The sequence below is a fragment of the Morganella psychrotolerans genome (genome assembly GCF_001676055.1).
GTDB lineage: Bacteria > Pseudomonadota > Gammaproteobacteria > Enterobacterales > Enterobacteriaceae > Morganella > Morganella psychrotolerans_B.
The window spans coordinates 523,146-542,149 of record NZ_LZEX01000001.1 but is presented as its reverse complement, the minus strand read 5'-3'; the positions used below and the strand labels follow the sequence as shown (position 1 = coordinate 542,149).

Sequence of the window (19,004 nt, the reverse complement as noted above, 5' to 3'; positions counted from 1 at the left end):
GTTCAGCCCGGCTGCACCCTGAATGACATTGGTTATCAAATTGTCACGGATTGTCATAGATAATGTTTAAGATAACAACCCGCAGTGTGGCGGTAACCGGCACTGGATCGCTTCAGGCAGCAGCTGAAAGTTAAATTGCTGACCAGTCAGCGGCTCTCCGTCCAGGTTAAACACCATATCATGTGCCGCCGTGATCGTGATGTGTGTACTGTGCTTCATAATGACACCGTCGGCCTCGCCCTCGTTAAACAAGGTATTCCACAGTGAGCGGGGCCAGTTGCGTTCCGGCAGAATACTCAGATTCAGCAGGCCGTCATTGATACGGGCATCCGGGCAGATCCGGTGTCCGCCCCCGGCCTGACAGCCGTTTCCCACACCAATCACCAGCGCATCATCCTGCCAGTGAAAATCGTCACAGCGGACAGTGCAGTGATCGGCTTTCAACAGATCATGGCGGGTTAAGCCATGAAGGAAATAGGCAGCACCGCCGAGGGTTTTTTTCAGTGGCTCCGGGGTATCAGTGGTGATTTTCGGACCAAATCCGCCTGTTGCCATATTGATGAAATAACGCGATTCATTGACGCAACCAATATCAATGGCGGTGGCATTGCCGTTGACCGCCAGTATCAGCGCATTGGTCAGATCAGACGGAATACCGGCGGCAGTAGCGAAATCGTTGGCTGTACCAAGCGGCAGGATACCGAGAACAGGGCGTGTTTCTGCACTGAGTTGCATTAATGCATTACATACGGCATTGATTGTTCCGTCGCCGCCGGCGGCAATGACGGTGGCGGCATTGAGGGAGACTGCTTCCTGAACAAAACGGGGGATATCATCAGACTCCCAGGTTACACGCACCTGAATATTTTCACCGGCGTCCCGCAGCTGTTGTACTGCCCGGCGGATACGTTCATCTGAGGCACGTTTTCCGTTAAGAACCAAGAGATGGGGAGTGGTCATTTAGTGACTCCGTATTTATACCCTTATTCATTCAAACTGCAGGTGCGTTGGCTTCGCTCCGCCTGCATTCTGAATGACGTCGGCTATAGTTTAATTATTTAAAAATAACTAACGACACACAGATATGCCAGTGATTTATCGGAAAAAGAGGGGGAGTGCACAAAAAAGAAAAGGTTGGCTCAAGGGAGATTGAGCCAACTAAGGAGGTGGTTCCTGAATTATAATAAACGTTTTAGTTCTTCATTTTCTCGTCCGATACTACGAAATAACCGGAGTGATTGTTGTGATCGGTTTCGAAAATTCAGAACATTTACCTATTTTGTTGCAGCAGCATCAATAGCGTCAGGAACATGCGGGTTACGTGTGCTGGTTCCCGGTAAGTTACGGATAAGCAAGGCAAATTCAAGGTCAACATCATCAGGAACCGGCAGATACACAATATGTCCGTTACCCGGTGCCACATCAGTGGATTCACCTTTACGGGTGGTTATTGATTCCAGGGTGAAGCTGATATTGCCGTCCGGCGTCATCAGTTCCAGGCTGTCGCCGACAAGAAATTTATTTTTCACATCAACTTCAGCAAGACCATCCACACGTTTACCGGTAAATTCACCGACAAATTGCTGGGAATCGGAAACAGAGTAGCCGTACTCATAGGTCTGGTAAGATTCATGAGTGTGACGGCGCAGGAAACCTTCCGTGTAACCACGGTGTGCCAGACCTTCGAGCGTGGTCAGCAGGGATGCATCAAACGGTTTTCCGGCAACAGCGTCATCAATGGCGCGGCGGTAAACCTGTGCGGTGCGGGCGCAGTAATAGAAGGATTTGGTGCGCCCTTCAATTTTCAGGGAATGCACGCCCATCTGCGTCAGTTTCTCGACGTGCTCGATTGCCCGCAGATCTTTGGAATTCATAATATAGGTGCCGTGTTCATCTTCGAACGCGGTCATGTATTCACCGGGACGCTGTGCTTCTTCAATCATAAACACTTTGTCAGTCGGTGCGCCGGCACCCAGGGTCGGTTCAATATTTTTTACCCGGATAGGCTCCTGCTTGTGGACGATATTACCGACCACATCTTCTTTGCCTTCTTCCACTTTATATTCCCAGCGGCAGGCATTGGTGCAGGTGCCCTGGTTCGGGTCACGTTTATTGATATATCCGGAGAGCAGGCAGCGGCCGGAGTAAGCCATGCACAGTGCGCCGTGGACAAAAACTTCCAGCTCGATTTCCGGCACATTTTTGCGGATATCGGCTATCTCTTCAAGAGACAGCTCGCGGGAGAGGATAACCCGGGTCAGACCCATCTGATGCCAGAATTTCACTGTTGCCCAGTTAACGGCATTCGCCTGGACAGATAAATGGATGTCCATCTGCGGGAAATGCTCGCGCACCAGCATGATAAGGCCGGGATCAGACATAATCAGAGCGTCCGGCTCCATCGCAATGACCGGCTCCAGATCACGGATAAAGGTTTTCAGTTTGGCATTATGCGGGGCGATATTCACCACGACATAGAATCGTTTACCCTGTTCGTGGGCTTCTTTAATGCCTTTGGCGAGGTTTTCATGATTAAATTCGTTGTTACGCACACGCAGGCTGTAGCGGGGTTGTCCCGCATAAACGGCATCGGCACCATAAGCAAACGCATAGCGCATATTCTTCAGCGATCCCGCCGGAGAAAGTAATTCGGGTGTAAACATGTTGTATTCCGTCTGAGTTCAAGTCAGCACCCTGCCGGTAAGGGAGGGCGTAATTAAGGCTCGGGATTCTAGCGCGACCGGGGGCCGGTATCAAATAAATTACTGAAAATGGCATGAACATCCGATGCTGATTTGCTATAGTTCCGCCAAATTATATATACGTCATTAACATTCGTCGTATATATATCATTCAACATTTGCCTGTTACAGCGTGGATACATGGAAAAACGTCATATTGCAGTGTGGGTCGGCCTGGCTCTTAACCTGATTTTCTGGGGAATTATTTCCTGGATCCCGTCGGCTCTTGAGCCGTACCGCGACGAGCTGGATTATCAGATGCAACAACTGCTGGAAGTGATACCGGCGGTGAAAATGCTGATGGGTGGCGGGCTTGTGGCGCAGTTAGCCAGCCTTGCGTTTTTACGCAGCCAACCAAAACTGTCCATGATCCTGGCAATGATCGGCGGTATTATCTTTGTCCCGCTGGGATTCGTGTTTATTGCCGGCAGCTTATACGACTATAACCGTGCCGTGTATCAGTCACTGAAACCGGTACCGAAACTGGCTCAATTACCGTTTGAGGTGCTGCTGAAATTTAATAAACAGCGCCAGATGAATATGGCGCTGTTATTGAGTGCTGTCGGTGTGGGTATTTTGTTTGTCGGGATGGATATCGGCGGGCTGATGCTTGCTGTGGGTATTGTGCTGTTTATTAACGGCCGGCGCATTCAGTATTACCCGATGCTGGCTATTGTGGGTGATAACCTGCTGTTTACCCCGGGTCAGTATGCTGTCTGTTACGAAGCGCCGCTGAGTGCATTTACGCTTGTCAGTGAAAGTCGTTCGATGATTAAATTGCACATCAAAACCGCAGAGCTGGATCGCATATTCCGGATCGCGAAAGCCGATTTATTACAGGATGCCGACAATACGCTTGAGATGATTGTATCGCGTATCAAATCGCCTTCTCTGATTAACTGAATGTCAGACGGCGGGTTCTGCCCGCCGTTTGATCTATTTTGTCTGAATAAGGGTATCCATGCATTTTGTAAAAAATTGCCATCGTACCGCGCTCACCTTTGCGAACCTGTGCACCCGGAGCCTGAGCCTGTTTGCAGGACAGCCAGCGGGGATCATTAAATCTCTGCTTTGCAGCGCTGCACCACAACAACATGATATTTATTCCGCGTAGGCTGTCTCAGTCGTACAATTTGACGGAATACCGGACACTGTACCGTTGTGTTTCCACGGACACACCCACGGCTTAACGCCCGCTTCTAAGACTTCTATGATGCAGTCTGTCACTATCTGATAAATATCTGTTTTGTTTTTTTCCCGGAAAATTTCGTTCTTGTGGAGCCCGGCTGCTCCGGCGGAGATACGCTGGTCGCCGGCGCGGAATCAGGGGCGCTTGTCCGGGTATGCAGGTTCATAGTCATGGCTGTTTCTCCGTCTGTGTGAATTTCGTCTTCGTATCGCCTGACGGTTCGCTAATCCCTTCAATTCCAATCAATTCTGATGATTTTTCCTGAGATACAGACCTGCTGCTTTCCGGATTTCCTTTAATCGCTCAGGCACTATATCCTCCCTTTTTTTTGGGGAAGGCTCATCTTACAAGTCGCAGATCATTGAAATGTTGTGGCATTGAGTGATAACTAATTTTGAGTGGTTTAATGTTATTATCATTAGCGGTTCCTGATGTTGATACACCGAAATGATTGTATAAAATAACAGGGGTAAATTTATGCAGTTCAGCTATGAGTACACGCTATAAGTTCCGCCAATTTAGGACGGCGGAAAATGGGGCTTGTGCTCATTAGGTGTAATGACTCGCAATCGAAACCCCTCATGCGCGCAATCCATTTCACCGTACTCACAATAACTGAAAATGAAATTTATAATACCGACAGCCTTTCGCCATCCCGTCCTGAAAGTGCCCATTCAGGCGCAAATCCTCCAATTGCCGTATAATTTTCTATGCAGCCAGACCGGCTGCCTATCATAAACAGGAGAACATTATGAGCACATCGTTGTTCAGTAAGACCCCAACGGTCACGGTCCTTGATAACCGTGGCCTGACCGTGCGTAATATAGCGTACTACCGACATCCTGACTCACCGGACGTCACCGGAGAGCGCATCACCCGTCATCAGTACGACGCCCGCGGTTTTCTGACCCGGAGTGCTGACCCGCGCATGCACGACACCGGACTGGCGAACTTCAGCTACCAGACCGGCCTGACCGGCAACGTTCTGCGTTCAGAGGGTGTGGATAACGGCATCACTGTGACACTGAACGACGCCGCCGGCCGGCCGTTTCTGGAGGTCAGTAACATCAGTACTGCCAGTGATGGCACGGAGGACAGAAGCCGGGCGGTGACCCGCAGCTGGCAGTATGAGATGCCGGGCCGCCCGCTAAGCGTCACGGAACAGGTCACCGGTGAAGCCGCCCGAATCACGGAGCGCTTTGTTTATGCCGGACATACTGACGCAGAGAAGGCCCTGAACCTGGCGGGAGTATGCGTCAGCCACTACGATACCGCCGGCCTGACGCAGACCGACAGCGTGGCACTTACCGGCGTGCCATTTTCTGTCACGCGTCGCCTGCTGAAGGATGCGGATAATCCGGATGTGGCAGCCGACTGGCAGGGGACAGATGCCACCGCCCGGAATGACCTGCTTGATGCTGAAACATACACCACCCTGACCACGGCTGACGCCACCGGGGCTGTGCTGACCACCATTGATGCGAAGGAAAACCTGCAGCGGGTGATGTACGATGTGGCGGGCCTGCTGTCAGGAAGTTGGCTGACGCTGAAGGGCGGAAAGGAGCAGGTCATTGTGAAGTCGCTGACGTACTCCGCCGCCGGGCAGAAGCTGTGTGAAGAGCACGGTAACGGTGTAGTGACCACGTACACGTATGAAGCCGGGACACAACGCCTGACCAGCATCCGTACGGAGCGACCTGCCGGTCACGCCTCAGGTGCGAAGGTGCTGCAGGACCTGCGCTATGAGTATGACCCGGTGGGTAATGTCCTGAAAATCAGTAATGACGCTGAAGAGACCCGCTTCTGGCGCAACCAGAAAGTGGTGCCGGAGAACGCGTACGTCTACGACAGCCTGTACCAGATGGTCAGCGCTACCGGCCGCGAGATGGCAAATGCAGGAGAGCAGAGCAGCAGCTTACCGTCCGTCACCGTTCCCCTTCCCACCGACAGCTCTGCGTATACAAACTACACCCGCAATTATACCTACGATGAAGCCGGCAACCTGACGCAAATCTGCCACAGCGCACCGGCGACAAACAACAGCTACACCACAAATATCACCATAAGTGACCACAGCAACCGGGGCGTGCTGAGCACGCTGACGAAAAATCCTTCAGACGTTGACGCTCTGTTCACTGCGGGTGGTCAGCAGAAACAGCTGCTGGCGGGACAGTGTCTCGTTTGGACGGGGCGTAATGAGCTACTGAAGGTGACGCCGGTAGTGCGTGATGGCGGTACGGATGATGAAGAGAGCTACCGTTATGGGGCGGGCAGCCAGCGTATCCTGAAGGCCAGCGTGCAGAAAACCGGTAGCAGCACACAGACGCAGCGGACGCTGTATCTGCCGAATCTGGAGCTCCGAACCTCAGCGAGCGGCAGTACAGAAACAGAGAGCCTGCAGGTTGTAACCGTGGGTGAGGCAGGTCGGGCGCAGGTGCGGGTGCTGCACCGGGAGAGCGGCAGGCCGAACGGTATCACTGACGACCAGATAAGATACAGCTACGATAATCTCACTGGCAGCAGCGGCCTGGAGGTGGACAGAGACGGGAATGTCATCAGCACGGAGGAGTACTATCCATACGGTGGGACGGCGGTATGGACAGCCCGCAGTGCGGTGGAGGCGAACTACAAGACAGTTCGGTACTCGGGCAAGGAGCGTGACGCGACGGGGCTGTATTACTACGGGTACCGGTACTATCAGCCATGGGCGGGCCGGTGGCTGAGCGCGGACCCGGCGGGCACGGTGGACGGGCTGAACCTGTTCAGGATGGTTCGAAATAACCCGGTTACTTTGTATGATGAAAATGGTTTAGCCCCTTCTGACAAGATTTATGGCCGGGTATTAAACGCTGGCTTTTCAGGTAATGAAGACGAAATGTTCATGAAGATGGTTCGGCCTCAAAACCTCAGAAGACAGAGAGAAATAGCCGATAAAACTGAAAATGAAGCAAAAAACATTATGGAAGGGAAAGATCCGAATGCTCTGAAGATCGTCAGGGATTATACAACAGACAGTAGTCAAATAAATGCCAACATCAGGTCGGGAGCTGGCTTCAGTAAAGTAAAACATTTTGATGAAGCCCTTAACCTCTTATCTGATGGTCAGAGAAGGATAACCTATCGGGTAACCACATATCTTGATGGAAATTCTCCATGGGGCACAAGCGGCAACAATCACATAGCAGAGGGGGACATTGTAAAAGATATGACATATCTCTCTACCTCCGCTCACAGAGGTTTTTTAGAATATAAAAATAAGAAGGAAAATGCCGATACAAAATACGCCAAGTTTGCAATAATTTCTGATTCTTCCGTAAATGTTTCTGGATTATCTAAGTATAATAATGAAGCTGAGCGACAAATATTTGAGATGGAAAACAACCTTCCCGGGAAAAGCTTAGGGGAGAAGATAAGACGTAAGATAAAAGGTCCTGAGTCAGGCCAGGCTGAGTATTTAATGCCGAGAGGAATCAATTTTAGAATTGACAAGATAAAACATGAAAATAATAACGCCTACATTTTAATGACAGAGGTCCCTCATCCGGGGAAAGTGATAAAAAACATTTACAACGGAGCAATTGTAACCCATTAAACTAACTCTCAATATCGTAGTGGGAGACAGTGCTACGGTACGACCGCCCAATAACTGGCAGTTCATGTATCGGTATTGAGAGTGCACTTCGCCCACTTTGGGTATATTTAAAGGATCGTGGCAGTAATAATTTCCGTATTGCCACCTTCCCAGCGATATCCTAATCCATACACCGAATGAATAAAGTCCCGCCCGTTATCTAACTGTTCCAGTTTGCGGCGCAGGTTTTTGATATGGCTGTCAATGGTGCGGTCAGTGACAACGCGGTAATCATCATACAGATTATCCAGCAATTGATTACGCGTAAGCACGGTTCCCGGTTGTGACACCATAGTACGCAGCAGACGAAATTCCACCTGTGTCAGATCCAGACTGTGCTCTCCGCTGCGCACCTGATAATTAACCTCATCAATAATCAGTACATCAGACTTATCCTCTGATGGTTCCTGATTACGCTGACAGCGGCGCAGAATTGTTTTGATGCGGGCAACCACTTCACGCGGGCTATAGGGTTTGCAGACATAATCATCTGCGCCGATCTCAAGCCCGAGCAGGCGGTCTATCTCTTCTGTTTTTGCCGTTACCATCATAATGGGAACATCACTGAACCGGCGGATTTCGCGGCAGACAGTCAGACCATCTTTTTCCGGCAGCATTAAATCCAGCAGGATAAGATCAGGATGGTTTTCCTCCACCCAGGCCGTCACTTCACCGCCGCGCGCCAGCCAGTGTGTGCGGTAATGGGCGGCGTGCAGATAATCCATCAGTAACTGAGCCAGTTTAGGCTCATCTTCCACAATCAGGATACGTTCAGCATTCTCTTCCATGCAGGTTACTCCCGGGTGTCAGAACGGGGCAGCACCAGGGTGATGGTGACGCCGCCGAGGGGGGATGCAGATGCGCGGATCTGCCCGTGATGCGCTTCGGTTATTTTATCACAGATAGCAAGCCCCAGCCCGGAACCGCCGCTGGCGCGGTTGCGTGAGGATTCACTGCGGTAGAAGCGCTCGAAAATTTGTGCAAATTGTTCATCATTCAGACCTGGTGCGCTGTCTGACCAATCGACACGGATCTGTTTATCATCCTGCTGTGCGGTGACGGAAATTTCACCGCCGCTGTCGGTATAGCGCAGGCTGTTTTCCAGCAGATTATGAAATAATTGTCCGAGACGTGCATCATCGCCGAATACCATCAGAGTCTCCGGCAGCGAGACGGATACGCGGAGATTTTTTTCCTGTAAACGATGGCGGAACACACCCAGCGAGCGGCTGATCACATCGGACAGATTACACGGCTCTTTGCGGTAAGAGAGCGAACCGCGATCAGACAACGAGAGCTGATGCAGATCACTGACCAGTTTTGTCAGCGTCTGTACTTCTGCCAGCAGGGAGGCAAGCGTTTCCGGGGTGGATTGACGTATTCCGTCCTGTAAGGCTTCCAGCTCTCCCTGTAATACGGCCAGCGGGGTGCGCAGTTCGTGGGAGACATCGGCCATATAATCGCGGCGCATCAGTTCATTTTTTTCCAGCGTGGAGGCGAGCTGGTTAAAATCATCCGCCAGCCGTGCGATTTCATCATTTCCGTGAACCGGCACGCGGCTGCTGAAATTACCGGCGGCTAACTGGTGAGTGCTTTCCGCCAGTCGTTTGACCGGGCGCAGAAAGCCGCGGGCGAGCAGCCAGGTGACGATCACGGTGACCAGCAATACCAGCGCAGAGACTATCCAACTGGTGCGCGCCTGCTGGCGGGCAAAACTCTGATCGGCTGCCAGGTTGATTTTATCATCGGCAGGCATCACAACCCAGCCGACAACATTTCCTTCATATTTCACCGGTTTACGGTAAAGCTCGCCCGGCGGCACCGGACCGTGTCCGAACAAACGTTTATTGTCGGTATCCAGCAGCCAGAAACGCATACGCCAGCCGCGCTCCATATGCTGCATGTGTCTGTCAGTATCGAGTGCGCGTAATGCCTGCATAAACCCGCGCTGATTATTACGCAGAAAATACCAGCTGCCGTAATCGGCATATTGCTCCGCGACGACATCCGCAACCATTTCTGTGCGGTCTTCGGCAGAGCGTTGCAGATAGCCGATAAACCCCTGCTCAAAACTGAAGCGGATAGCCAGATGCATTGTCAGCACCACCAGCATGCAGGTGGCAAAAATCGCGAGAAATAATTTCTGACCAATACCAATTTTCATGGATTTTCCTCCGTACTCAGAACGGATCGCCCGTGTTTTTGTTCTGCTTTTTTGCGGCTCAGCCGGTCAAAGAACAGATAAATTACCGGGGTGGTGTAAAGTGTCAGGATCTGGCTGACCAGCAGCCCGCCGACCACGGCTATCCCCAGCGGCTGGCGCAGCTCTGCGCCGTCACCGCTGCCGAGTGCCAGGGGTAGAGCGCCGAACAGGGCGGCAAGTGTGGTCATCAGAATAGGGCGGAAACGCAGGAGACAGGCCTGAAAGATGGCATCACGGGCACTTTGTCCGCCACGCTGCGCTGCAATGGCGAAATCCACCATAATAATGGCATTTTTCTTCACAATACCAATCAGCAGCATGATCCCGATAAGGGCTATCAGGCTGAACGGAATATTAAATAAATGCAGTGCCAGCAGCGCGCCGACACCGGCTGACGGCAATGTGGATAAAATCGTCAGCGGGTGAATAAAACTCTCATACAACATACCGAGTACCAGATAGACAGTCACAATGGCGGCGATAATCAGTAATATCTGTGATTTCAGTGTTTCCTGAAACAGCTGCGCTGTCCCGGCAAAGGTGCCGCGAACAGATGACGGCACACTCAGCTCAACCATGGTACGCTCAACCGCCGCAACCGCATCAGACAGTGATGAGCCTTCCGCCACATTAAAGCCGATGGTGGATGACGCTGAAAGCCCCTGATGATTGACACTCAGCGGCGCATTGGCGGGCTGCCATTGCGCGAAATAACTCAGCGGAACCGGCTGCCCGTCTTTGTTTATCACAAACATTTTATCCAGCGCACTGACATCCTGTGTGAACTGCGGTGCGACTTCCATCACTACTTTGTACTGGTTCAGCGGCTCATAAATGGTGGAAATCTGCCGCTGCCCGAAGGCGTTATTAAGCAGATTGTTAGCATCATTTACGCTGATCCCGAGTTTTGCCATGACATCGCGATCATAGGTCAGCGCCATTTCCGCACCTTTATCTTCTTTATCTGAATTGACATCCGTCAGTTGCGGCAGGTCAGCCAGGGCTTTGCGGATTTTCGGCTCCCATTCGCGCAATGCGGATAAATCGTCCGCCAGCAGGGAATACTGATAACTGGAATTGGATTCACGCCCGCCGGCACGGACATCCTGTACGGGGATCAGAAACAGGTTTGCACCCGGTTCATCAGCGAGTGTCACCCGCAGGCGGTTGATAACATCCTGCGCGCTGTCTGTCCGTTCATCCAGTGAATTCAGTGAGATAAACATAAAGCCGCTGTTTACCCGCCCGCCGCCGGTAAACCCGGTCACATTGGCAACATCTTTATCACTGTTAATGCGCTGCATAAAGGTGCGCATTTTCTGCTCCATCGACTGAAACGAAATGCTTTGGTCCGCGCGGACAAACCCGAGCAGCCGCCCGGTATCCTGATCGGGGAAAAAGGTTTTCGGGATAGAGATATAGAGCCAGACCGAGAGCGCAATAGTTCCGGCGAAAATCAGCATTACCCAGCGGCTGTGCGCCAGGACAACGGTGAGGCTGCGCCCGTACCCTTGCTGAATACGGAATAAAATCCGTCCCGCGCCCCGTTTTCTCTCCCGCACAGGAGCGGCACGGCTTTTGAGAAGATAAGCGCACAGCATCGGCGTCAGGGTCAGTGAAATCAGCAGCGAGATGGCAATTGAGGTCGTCAGCGTGATGGCGAATTCGCGGAACAACCGCCCGACCAACCCGTCCATCAGCAACAGCGGGATAAATACCGCCACAAGGGAAATACTCATGGAGAGCACGGTAAACCCGACTTCACTGACGCCTTTCAGTGCTGCTTCTTTGGGTTTCAGTCCATTTTCAATATGGCGGGCGATATTTTCCAGTACAACAATCGCATCATCCACCACAAAACCGGTGGCAACGGTCAGTGCCATCAGTGAAAGGTTATTGAGACTGAATCCGCACAGATACATGGCGCTGAAGGTGCCGATAAGCGACACCGGCACGGCGAGCGCAGGGATTAAGGTTGCGCGGCCTGAGCGCAGAAAGAGAAAAACCACTAAAATAACCAGTGCGACAGCAATGGTCAGTGCACGCTCCACTTCTGTCAGGGAGGCGCGGATAGTCGGGGTGCGATCTTGTGCCACCTGCATATCCACACTGGCAGGAATAGCATCCTGTAAAATCGGCAGTTGTTCGCGGATCCGTTCGACGGTGGCAATAATATTGGCACCGGCTTCCCGGCGGATCACCAGCAGAATGGCCGGTTTGCCATTCGTCATCCCGGCGGCACGGACATTCTGCACGGAATCTTTAACGGAGGCGACATCAGACAGGCGCACCGCCGCGCCGTTATTGTAATGCACAATCAGCGGACGATAATCATCAGCGGTTTTCAGCTCGCTGTTGCTGTTAATCTGCCAGCGGCGTCCGTCATCCGCCAGTGCTCCCTGCGGGCGCAGTATGTTGGCATCCGCAATAGCTTTGCGCACGCTGTCCAGTGACACACCCTGGTTAAAGAGCTGTGACGGATTCAGCTCCACGCGCACAGCAGGCAGGGAACCGCCGCCGACAGACACTTCACTCACACCTTCAATCTGAGACAACCGCTGTGCCAGCCGGGTGGAGGCGAGATCATACAGCTTGCCGGTATCAAGGGTGTCAGATGTCAGCGTCAGGATCATGATTGGCGCATCTGACGGGTTGGATTTATAGTAGCGCGGGCGGCTCGGCATACCTGACGGCAGCAGATTTTGTGCGGCATTCAGTGCCGCCTGCACATCCCTGGCGGCACCATTAATATCGCGGTTTAAGTCAAATTCCAGTGTGATACTGGTGCTGCCCAGTGAGCTGGACGATGTCATTTCAGAGACACCGGCAATCTGCCCGAGAGAGCGCTCAAGTGGTGTGGCAATGGAGGATGCCATGGTTTCCGGCGAGGCGCCCGGCAGGGATGCCGAGACATAAATCACCGGATAATCCACCTGCGGCAATGGTGCGACCGGCAGGAACAGAAAGCTTATTGCCCCGCACAGGGTGATAGCCAGGCTTATCAGTGTGGTTGCCACCGGGCGGGCGATAAACAGGGCGAACAGTTTCATGATGATGCGCCTGCGTTATCATTACCCGGTGTGAAACGGGCGTTATCACGCCGGTGAGAAATACGGTCAAACATCAGGTAAATCACCGGTGTGGTAAACAGTGTCAGGATCTGGCTCATAATCAGCCCGCCGACCATACAGACACCCAGCGGCTGGCGCAGTTCAGCACCCACCCCGGTACTGAGCATCAGAGGGAGTGCGCCGAACAGTGCTGCCATGGTAGTCATCAGAATAGGGCGGAAACGCAGGAGACAGGCCTGATAAATAGCATCATACGGCGACATGCCCTGATCCCGCTCTGCCGCGAGAGCGAAATCAATCATCATAATCGCGTTTTTCTTCACGATGCCGATAAGCAGGATAATCCCGATTATCGCGATCATATCCAGCTCATTGCCTGCCATGATAAGCGCGACCAGTGCGCCGACACCGGCGGTCGGCAGCGTGGAAAGAATGGTTACCGGATGAATAAAGCTTTCATACAGAATACCCAGCACAATATACATGGCGACTACTGCGGCGAGGATCAGCCACAGTGTACCGGAGAGGGCATTTTCAAAGGCAAGGGTCGCGCCCTGGAATTGAGTGGTGATATCTTTCGGCAGTCCGATGCGTTGTTCTGCTGATTTAACCGCATTTATAGCCGCTTCCAGCGAACTGTCCTGCGGGACATTAAAGGAGAATGTCGCTGACGGGAACTGTGACAGATGGTTAATCGCCAGCGGTCCGAAGCGCTGTGAAACGGTGGCAAATGCAGATAACGGAATAGAGTTACCGTCTTTATTTATCATGCGGATAGTATTGAGTGCATCAGCACCGGGGTTTTGTGCCGTGTTGTTTTCCAGCACAACGCGATACTGACTCGCCTGGGTATAAATGGTGGAGATCAGGCGCTGACCAAAGGCATTATACAGGGCATTATCAATATCCGTCATGGTCAGACCCAGGCGCGATGCGGTGTCCCGGTTGATATCAATGTACGCGACCAGCCCTTTGTTCTGCCAGTCATTGCCGGTATCTTTCAGTGCCTTATCAGCCTGTAATTCCGCCATCAGGCGCGGCACCCACAGGTCCAGCTCTTCAAGGGAATTGGCCTGTAATGTAAACTGATATTGTGTCCTGGATGTCCGGGTATCAATCGTCAGATCCTGCGAGGGTTGCAGCCAGAGGGTCATACCCGGCAGACTTTCTGCCTTTTTATGTAACCTCGCAATAATTGTTTCCACGCGGTCGTCGCGCTGAGACAGCGGTTTGAGGGTGATTTGCAGGCGTCCGGTGTTCAGTGTGGCATTGCTGCCGTCGATACCGGCAAATGCGGCGACATTCTCAACCGCCGGGTCATCCAGCAGCAGACGGCTGACCGCCTGTTGTTTCTCACTCATTGCCTGAAAAGAGACAGACTGCGGCGCTTCCAGGGTTCCCTGAATCAATCCGTTATCCTGAACAGGGAAAAAGCCTTTCGGAATAAACAGCCAGAGCATAACTGTCAGCACCATGGTGCTGAATGCCACGCTGAGTGTCAGCCACTGATGGCGCAGTACCCACGTTAGCCAGCGACCGTAACCGGCAATAACCCGTTCAAAAAAACGTTCACTGGCGCGGGAAAACCGGTTGGAGCGCCGGGTGGATTCCGCTTTCAGCAGGCGGGCGCACATCATCGGTGTCAGCGTCAGGGAGACAATCCCGGAAATCAGGATAGCCACTGCCAGCGTGATGGCAAATTCACGGAACAACCGCCCGACAATATCCCCCATAAACAGCAGCGGGATCAGCACTGCGATCAGGGAGAAAGTCAGAGAAATAATGGTAAAGCCAATCTCACCGGCACCTTTGAGTGCGGCGACAATGGGTTTTTCCCCTTTCTCCAGATAGCGGGCAATGTTTTCCACCACCACGATTGCATCATCCACCACAAATCCGGTGGCAATGGTCAGCGCCATCAATGTCAGGTTATTGACAGAGAAACCGCAGAAATGCATAACAGCAAATGTCCCGATAAGTGAGAGCGGCACAGCCACGCCCGGGATAAGTGTTGCCGCGAGATTGCGCAGGAACAGATACATCACCATGATAACCAGGGCAATCGCCAGAAACAGCTCAAACTGCACATCTTTGACCGAGGCGCGGATAGCCTCTGTCCGGTCAGTCAGAATGGTGACGGTGACAGAGTCCGGCAGGGTTTCCACTAATTCAGGGATAAGATCACGGATAGTGTCCGTGGTTGAAATCACGTTTGCGCCGGGCTGGCGCTGAATATTAATCACAATCGCCTGCTGAGCATCTGCCCAGGCACCCAGTTGTGTATTTTCCGGACCTTCCTCAACGGTGGCAATATCACGCAGGCGGACTGGCGCACCATTTTTATAGCTGACAATCAGATCCAGGTAATCCTCAGGTGATTTCATCTGATCGTTTGCCGACAGTGTCACTGAGCGCGCCGGGCCATCCAGGCTCCCTTTCGCGGAGTTCACATTGGCGTTTCTGACCGCACTGCGGATGGTTTCACTGTCCAGCCCGTAAGCGGCGACCGCATTAGCATTCAGTTGGATGCGCACCGCCGGGCGTTGACCGCCCGCCAGCGTTACCAGACCGACACCGGTGACCTGCGATATTTTCTGTGCGATCCGGTTTTCCACCATATCCTGCAACCGGGTCATCGGCATGGCATCGGAGGTCACCGCGAGTGTTAATACCGGCGGATCGGCAGGGTTTACCTTGCTGTAGACCGGCGGGTAGGGCAGATCATCCGGCAACAAATTAGTTGCTGCATTGATGGATGCCTGGACTTCCTGCACCGCGACATCGGGCGACAGAGAGAGCTGAAACATTAAGGTGATAACAGATGCACCGCCGGAGCTTTGCGATGACATCTGTTTCAGTCCGGACATCTGCCCGAACTGGCGCTCCAGAGGTGCGGTAACAGCAGATGTCATCACATCCGGGCTTGCGCCCGGGTAGAGCGTGACCACCTGAATAGTCGGATAATCCACTTCCGGCAGCGAAGAGACCGGCAGCATCCGGTAGCCGATAATCCCCGCCAGCAAAATTGCCAGCATAAACAGGGTGGTGGCAACGGGGCGCAGAATAAAAATACGGGAAGGTCCGCCACCGCTGACGATGTTGTTATCACCGGACATCAAATATTATCTCCGGCAGCGGATTTTTTCGTTTTTGCTGTTTTTTCCGGCGATATCACCTCAACCTGCGCACCGTCTGTCAGACGATCGGTGCCGTCGGTTACCAGCGTATCTCCGATTGCCACACCACGGCTGATGACCACGCGTTCCGGGGTCTGCAATGCGACATCCACAATCTGTTTACGGACGGTATTATCTGCGCCGAGCAGCCAGACATAATGACCTTCTGTGCCCATTTGTAATGCCGCATCCGGGATAACCACCGCATCCTGCAATTGCCCGACCTGCAATAACACATTAACAAACTGATTCGGGAAAAGCAGATCGTCTTCGTTAGCAAAACGCGCTTTGGCTTTAATTGTGCCGGTGGCGGGGTCTATCTGGTTATCCAGCGTCAGTAATGTGCCCTGCGCCAGCTTGATGCTGTTATCCTTATTGCGGGCGACAACCGCCAACTGCGGTATATCGCGCTGAGCCATACGGATCAGCGCAATATCGTTTTCCGGTACGGTAAACAGGACATCGGCGGGGGTGGTCTGGTTGATAACCACCAGCGGCATCGCTGTACCGGCGGTGATAAAGTTTCCGGTATCGACCTGACGCAGACCCGCTTTTCCGCTGACGGGGGCGGTTATCCGGCTGTAAGTCAGTTGCAGTTTTGCATTATCAACAGCTGCCTGGTCAACCTGAATTCCGGCTTCCCCTGATTTAACCAGCGCCTGCTGGGTATCCAGTTCCTGCTGTGAAATCACATGAGTGGCCGCGAGTTTCTGATAGCGGCTCAGGTCGCGGCGGGAATTGACGAGAGTGGCTTTATCCTTGGCGAGCTGTGCCTGCGCTTGTGCGAGTTGGATCTCAAACGGGCGCGGATCGATGGTAAAGAGTAAATCGCCCGCATTCACTTTCTGACCTTCTGTAAAATGAATTTTCATCAACTGACCTTCCACGCGGCTGGTGATGGTCACTGAATTTGCTGCCTGTACGGTTCCCAGTGCGGAAAGTGTGCGCGGAATGGTTTCTGACGTGGCTTTTGCCACCTGAACCGGCGCTAACGGCGGGCGTCCCGGGCGGTTACTGGTGCCGGATGCTGTTCCCCGCTTTCCCTGCGCCGCTGGTGCGGCGGGCGGTTGTGGCTGAAAGTAGCGGTAGGTGCTGTAAATGGCGGTTCCGAGGAGAATGACCGCAATCATGATGCCAACGCGTTTCTTTCTTTTTTGTACATTATTCATTATTGAGTTACTCGTCATTCCATTTTTGTCCGGCATTCAGTCCGACAATACGCGTAAAGGCACAAAACAGCCTGAATTATGATGGGGATAGTGTACCGATAAAACTGACATTAAAAATGGAAGAAATGTGAAAATATGGTTGTTCTGAGTAAATGTATTGGCAGAAGGCGCTTATGGCTGACCAATTAATATAAAACAGCAATATTAATATTATCGCTCAGGATTAGCTTATCTTCCGGATTTACTCTTAATCTGATGCTGTGTAATATGTGGATTACCTTAAATAACTGATAATACATACTATAATTATGAAATTCTCACCTGTTTTTTTATCTGTTTTACTTATTTCAGGATGTACATCTGTCTGGATCCCTGTTCCCGGCGTTGATTTATATACTCAGGCAGAAGCGGAAACCTATTGCTTACAGGATGCACACAAACAATATCCGGAAAAAAATGAAGTTGCGCAGCGCAGTGTCATGCGGGATGTTGAGAAAAAATGCAGAAAAGATGATGACTGCGGAAAAGACAAAACCTATAAAGAACAAACACCGGTGACGGAAAGCTATGTTCTGGATGTCAATGAAGACAGCCGGAACCGCTATTTTTATACCTGTATGAAATCAAAAGGCTGGGACCGGCAGGATAAATACCTGTGGGAATAATCTTGTAATAATAAGGGCGGATGATTACCCGCCCTTATTGTTACGTATTACGGGGAATTGCTGTTTATTTCTGCGTTTTTTGTGCAAATTCCTGTTTGGCTTTCTCTAACTGAGCCTGAAATGCCGGATTGGAGTGTAATGTGGCGACTGCGGCAGAGCCGACAATCCGCGCGGCATCAACATCACTTTGCCAGTGATAACCACAGATAACACGGCTTTGCCCGAGCTGATAGCCTCTCTCCAGAATAGCATCCTGATTTTGCGGATTAATTTCAGATAATACCAACGCAGTTGCCCAGCCGATTGAGGTATGTCCGGACGGGTAAGACCCATTGGTGGAGAGTTTTTTCTGATCTTTGGTATTACAGGTTTCTGTGCCGTAAAACGCAAATGGACGGATGCGCATATAATGTTCTTTGGCTGAACGGGTGGCGAGATCGCCGGCATCTTCAATCATATTAGTCAGTAATTTATACAGTTCAGGCGACTCTTTTTCTGTTATCGGTGAGCCAAATGCCCCGGAAAATGCGGTTGACACACCACCGGCGGCTAAATCTGCATCAGCCTGCGCTTGTTTTCCCCGCTCTGTGCCGCGCAGCAGGCGACCTTTTTCATACATTGCCTGGTCATTTAAAAAGAGAATACTGCCCGCTTCCGGTGGCGGCGGTAACAATTTCAGGCTGTCTATCGCCTGCTCATTTTTTAAATAATATAAGTCAGGCTTGGTGGTAACGTCATTACCCGCCGGAACAGCAGCAAAAGCGTGAGCTGAAAATAAGGAAAACAGGCAAAGTGCGATAATATTTTTTTTTCATGGACGATCCCCGACAATAAAAATGATAAATAGTGTGATGCATATTGCGTATTGTTTTCAGTTTATTACATGAGAACATCATTCTCTGTTAACTGACTCAAAAAATGATGTATTACGTATTTGTCATAGGGTTCAGGATAACGCGCCATGAAATGGTGAATATAATTGATTATCAATATCAAAAAAACTGACCTTGATAAGGCGCTTTTGTTAAAAAATGATGAACAATAGAACAAAAAATATTTTTATTACTTGATAAGTAAATGAATATAAAAATATCTGGCACGTATGTATTGTAACAATTTTTTTGCATAAAAATTGACGGAAAGCACGCTTTAATTATCG

11 protein-coding genes and 1 pseudogene are annotated in these 19,004 nt (G+C 51.5%); 3 read left to right on the top strand and 9 right to left on the bottom strand.

Translation table 11 applies throughout. The features are described 5' to 3' along the window. Window positions 1–66: 66 nt before the first annotated feature. Both yegS and trhP read right to left on the bottom strand, forming a co-directional pair. Window positions 67–960 carry a lipid kinase YegS gene (gene yegS, locus AYY17_RS02520; protein ID WP_067421019.1) on the bottom strand — a complete coding sequence of 298 codons (894 nt, stop codon included), beginning with the start codon at window positions 958–960 and terminating at the stop codon, window positions 67–69. A gap of 314 nt (window positions 961–1,274) precedes the next feature. Beyond that, window positions 1,275–2,663, bottom strand: a complete 1,389-nt coding sequence (trhP, locus tag AYY17_RS02515) for a prephenate-dependent tRNA uridine(34) hydroxylase TrhP (RefSeq protein ID WP_067421017.1) — start codon at window positions 2,661–2,663, stop codon at window positions 1,275–1,277. 219 nt (window positions 2,664–2,882) lie between these two features. Here trhP and AYY17_RS02510 point away from each other — a divergent pair, with 219 nt between their 5' ends. Beyond that, the gene (locus tag AYY17_RS02510; RefSeq protein WP_067421015.1) at window positions 2,883–3,644 is read left to right on the top strand and encodes a hypothetical protein; all 762 of its coding nucleotides are present in this window, start codon (window positions 2,883–2,885) and stop codon (window positions 3,642–3,644) included. 67 nt (window positions 3,645–3,711) lie between these two features. Here AYY17_RS02510 and AYY17_RS20980 read toward each other — a convergent pair. Next, window positions 3,712–4,102 (bottom strand): annotated as a pseudogene (locus AYY17_RS20980) (ArdC-like ssDNA-binding domain-containing protein); the annotation flags it as partial. 579 nt (window positions 4,103–4,681) lie between these two features. On the opposite strand from AYY17_RS20980, the gene AYY17_RS02500 reads away from it, so the two are divergent. Further along, a complete protein-coding gene (locus AYY17_RS02500; RefSeq protein ID WP_082981229.1) occupies window positions 4,682–7,522 on the top strand; it encodes an RHS repeat-associated core domain-containing protein in 2,841 nt (946 codons plus the stop codon). 107 nt (window positions 7,523–7,629) lie between these two features. Here the strand turns inward: AYY17_RS02500 and baeR are convergent, their stop codons facing one another. The 5 genes from baeR to AYY17_RS02475 are packed head-to-tail and all read right to left on the bottom strand — an operon-like array spanning window position 7,630 to window position 17,180. Beyond that, entirely contained in the window at window positions 7,630–8,349 is a 720-nt protein-coding gene (gene baeR / locus AYY17_RS02495; protein ID WP_067421011.1) for an envelope stress response regulator BaeR, read from the bottom strand. Between the two features lie 5 nt (window positions 8,350–8,354). Then, the gene (gene baeS, locus AYY17_RS02490; RefSeq protein WP_067421009.1) at window positions 8,355–9,725 is read right to left on the bottom strand and encodes an envelope stress sensor histidine kinase BaeS; all 1,371 of its coding nucleotides are present in this window, start codon (window positions 9,723–9,725) and stop codon (window positions 8,355–8,357) included. Then, a complete protein-coding gene (gene mdtC / locus AYY17_RS02485; protein ID WP_067421007.1) occupies window positions 9,722–12,814 on the bottom strand; it encodes a multidrug efflux RND transporter permease subunit MdtC in 3,093 nt (1,030 codons plus the stop codon). Before mdtC ends, baeS begins: the two co-directional genes overlap by 4 nt. Then, complete coding sequence (locus AYY17_RS02480) at window positions 12,811–15,951, bottom strand: MdtB/MuxB family multidrug efflux RND transporter permease subunit (RefSeq protein ID WP_067421005.1); 3,141 nt, start codon at window positions 15,949–15,951, stop codon at window positions 12,811–12,813. Before AYY17_RS02480 ends, mdtC begins: the two co-directional genes overlap by 4 nt. Next, complete coding sequence (locus tag AYY17_RS02475; protein ID WP_067421003.1) at window positions 15,951–17,180, bottom strand: MdtA/MuxA family multidrug efflux RND transporter periplasmic adaptor subunit; 1,230 nt, start codon at window positions 17,178–17,180, stop codon at window positions 15,951–15,953. The genes AYY17_RS02480 and AYY17_RS02475 overlap by 1 nt, the downstream gene beginning before the upstream one ends. A gap of 308 nt (window positions 17,181–17,488) precedes the next feature. On the opposite strand from AYY17_RS02475, the gene AYY17_RS02470 reads away from it, so the two are divergent. Continuing rightward, window positions 17,489–17,845 (top strand): hypothetical protein, encoded by a 357-nt coding sequence (locus AYY17_RS02470; protein ID WP_067421001.1) that lies wholly within the window; start codon window positions 17,489–17,491, stop codon window positions 17,843–17,845. A 64-nt stretch (window positions 17,846–17,909) separates the two neighbouring features. On the opposite strand, the gene phoC is transcribed toward AYY17_RS02470, so the two are convergent. Beyond that, complete coding sequence (gene phoC, locus AYY17_RS02465; RefSeq protein WP_067420999.1) at window positions 17,910–18,647, bottom strand: acid phosphatase PhoC; 738 nt, start codon at window positions 18,645–18,647, stop codon at window positions 17,910–17,912. Window positions 18,648–19,004 lie beyond the last annotated feature (357 nt).

Coding starts and splice junctions, on each gene's coding strand:
- yegS (WP_067421019.1), bottom strand. CDS start 960: ATGACCACTCCCCATCTCTTGGTTCTTAACGGAAAACGTGCCTCAGAT.
- trhP (WP_067421017.1), bottom strand. CDS start 2,663: ATGTTTACACCCGAATTACTTTCTCCGGCGGGATCGCTGAAGAATATG.
- AYY17_RS02510 (WP_067421015.1), top strand. CDS start 2,883: ATGGAAAAACGTCATATTGCAGTGTGGGTCGGCCTGGCTCTTAACCTG.
- AYY17_RS02500 (WP_082981229.1), top strand. CDS start 4,682: ATGAGCACATCGTTGTTCAGTAAGACCCCAACGGTCACGGTCCTTGAT.
- baeR (WP_067421011.1), bottom strand. CDS start 8,349: ATGGAAGAGAATGCTGAACGTATCCTGATTGTGGAAGATGAGCCTAAA.
- baeS (WP_067421009.1), bottom strand. CDS start 9,725: ATGAAAATTGGTATTGGTCAGAAATTATTTCTCGCGATTTTTGCCACC.
- mdtC (WP_067421007.1), bottom strand. CDS start 12,814: ATGAAACTGTTCGCCCTGTTTATCGCCCGCCCGGTGGCAACCACACTG.
- AYY17_RS02480 (WP_067421005.1), bottom strand. CDS start 15,951: ATGTCCGGTGATAACAACATCGTCAGCGGTGGCGGACCTTCCCGTATT.
- AYY17_RS02475 (WP_067421003.1), bottom strand. CDS start 17,180: ATGAATAATGTACAAAAAAGAAAGAAACGCGTTGGCATCATGATTGCG.
- AYY17_RS02470 (WP_067421001.1), top strand. CDS start 17,489: ATGAAATTCTCACCTGTTTTTTTATCTGTTTTACTTATTTCAGGATGT.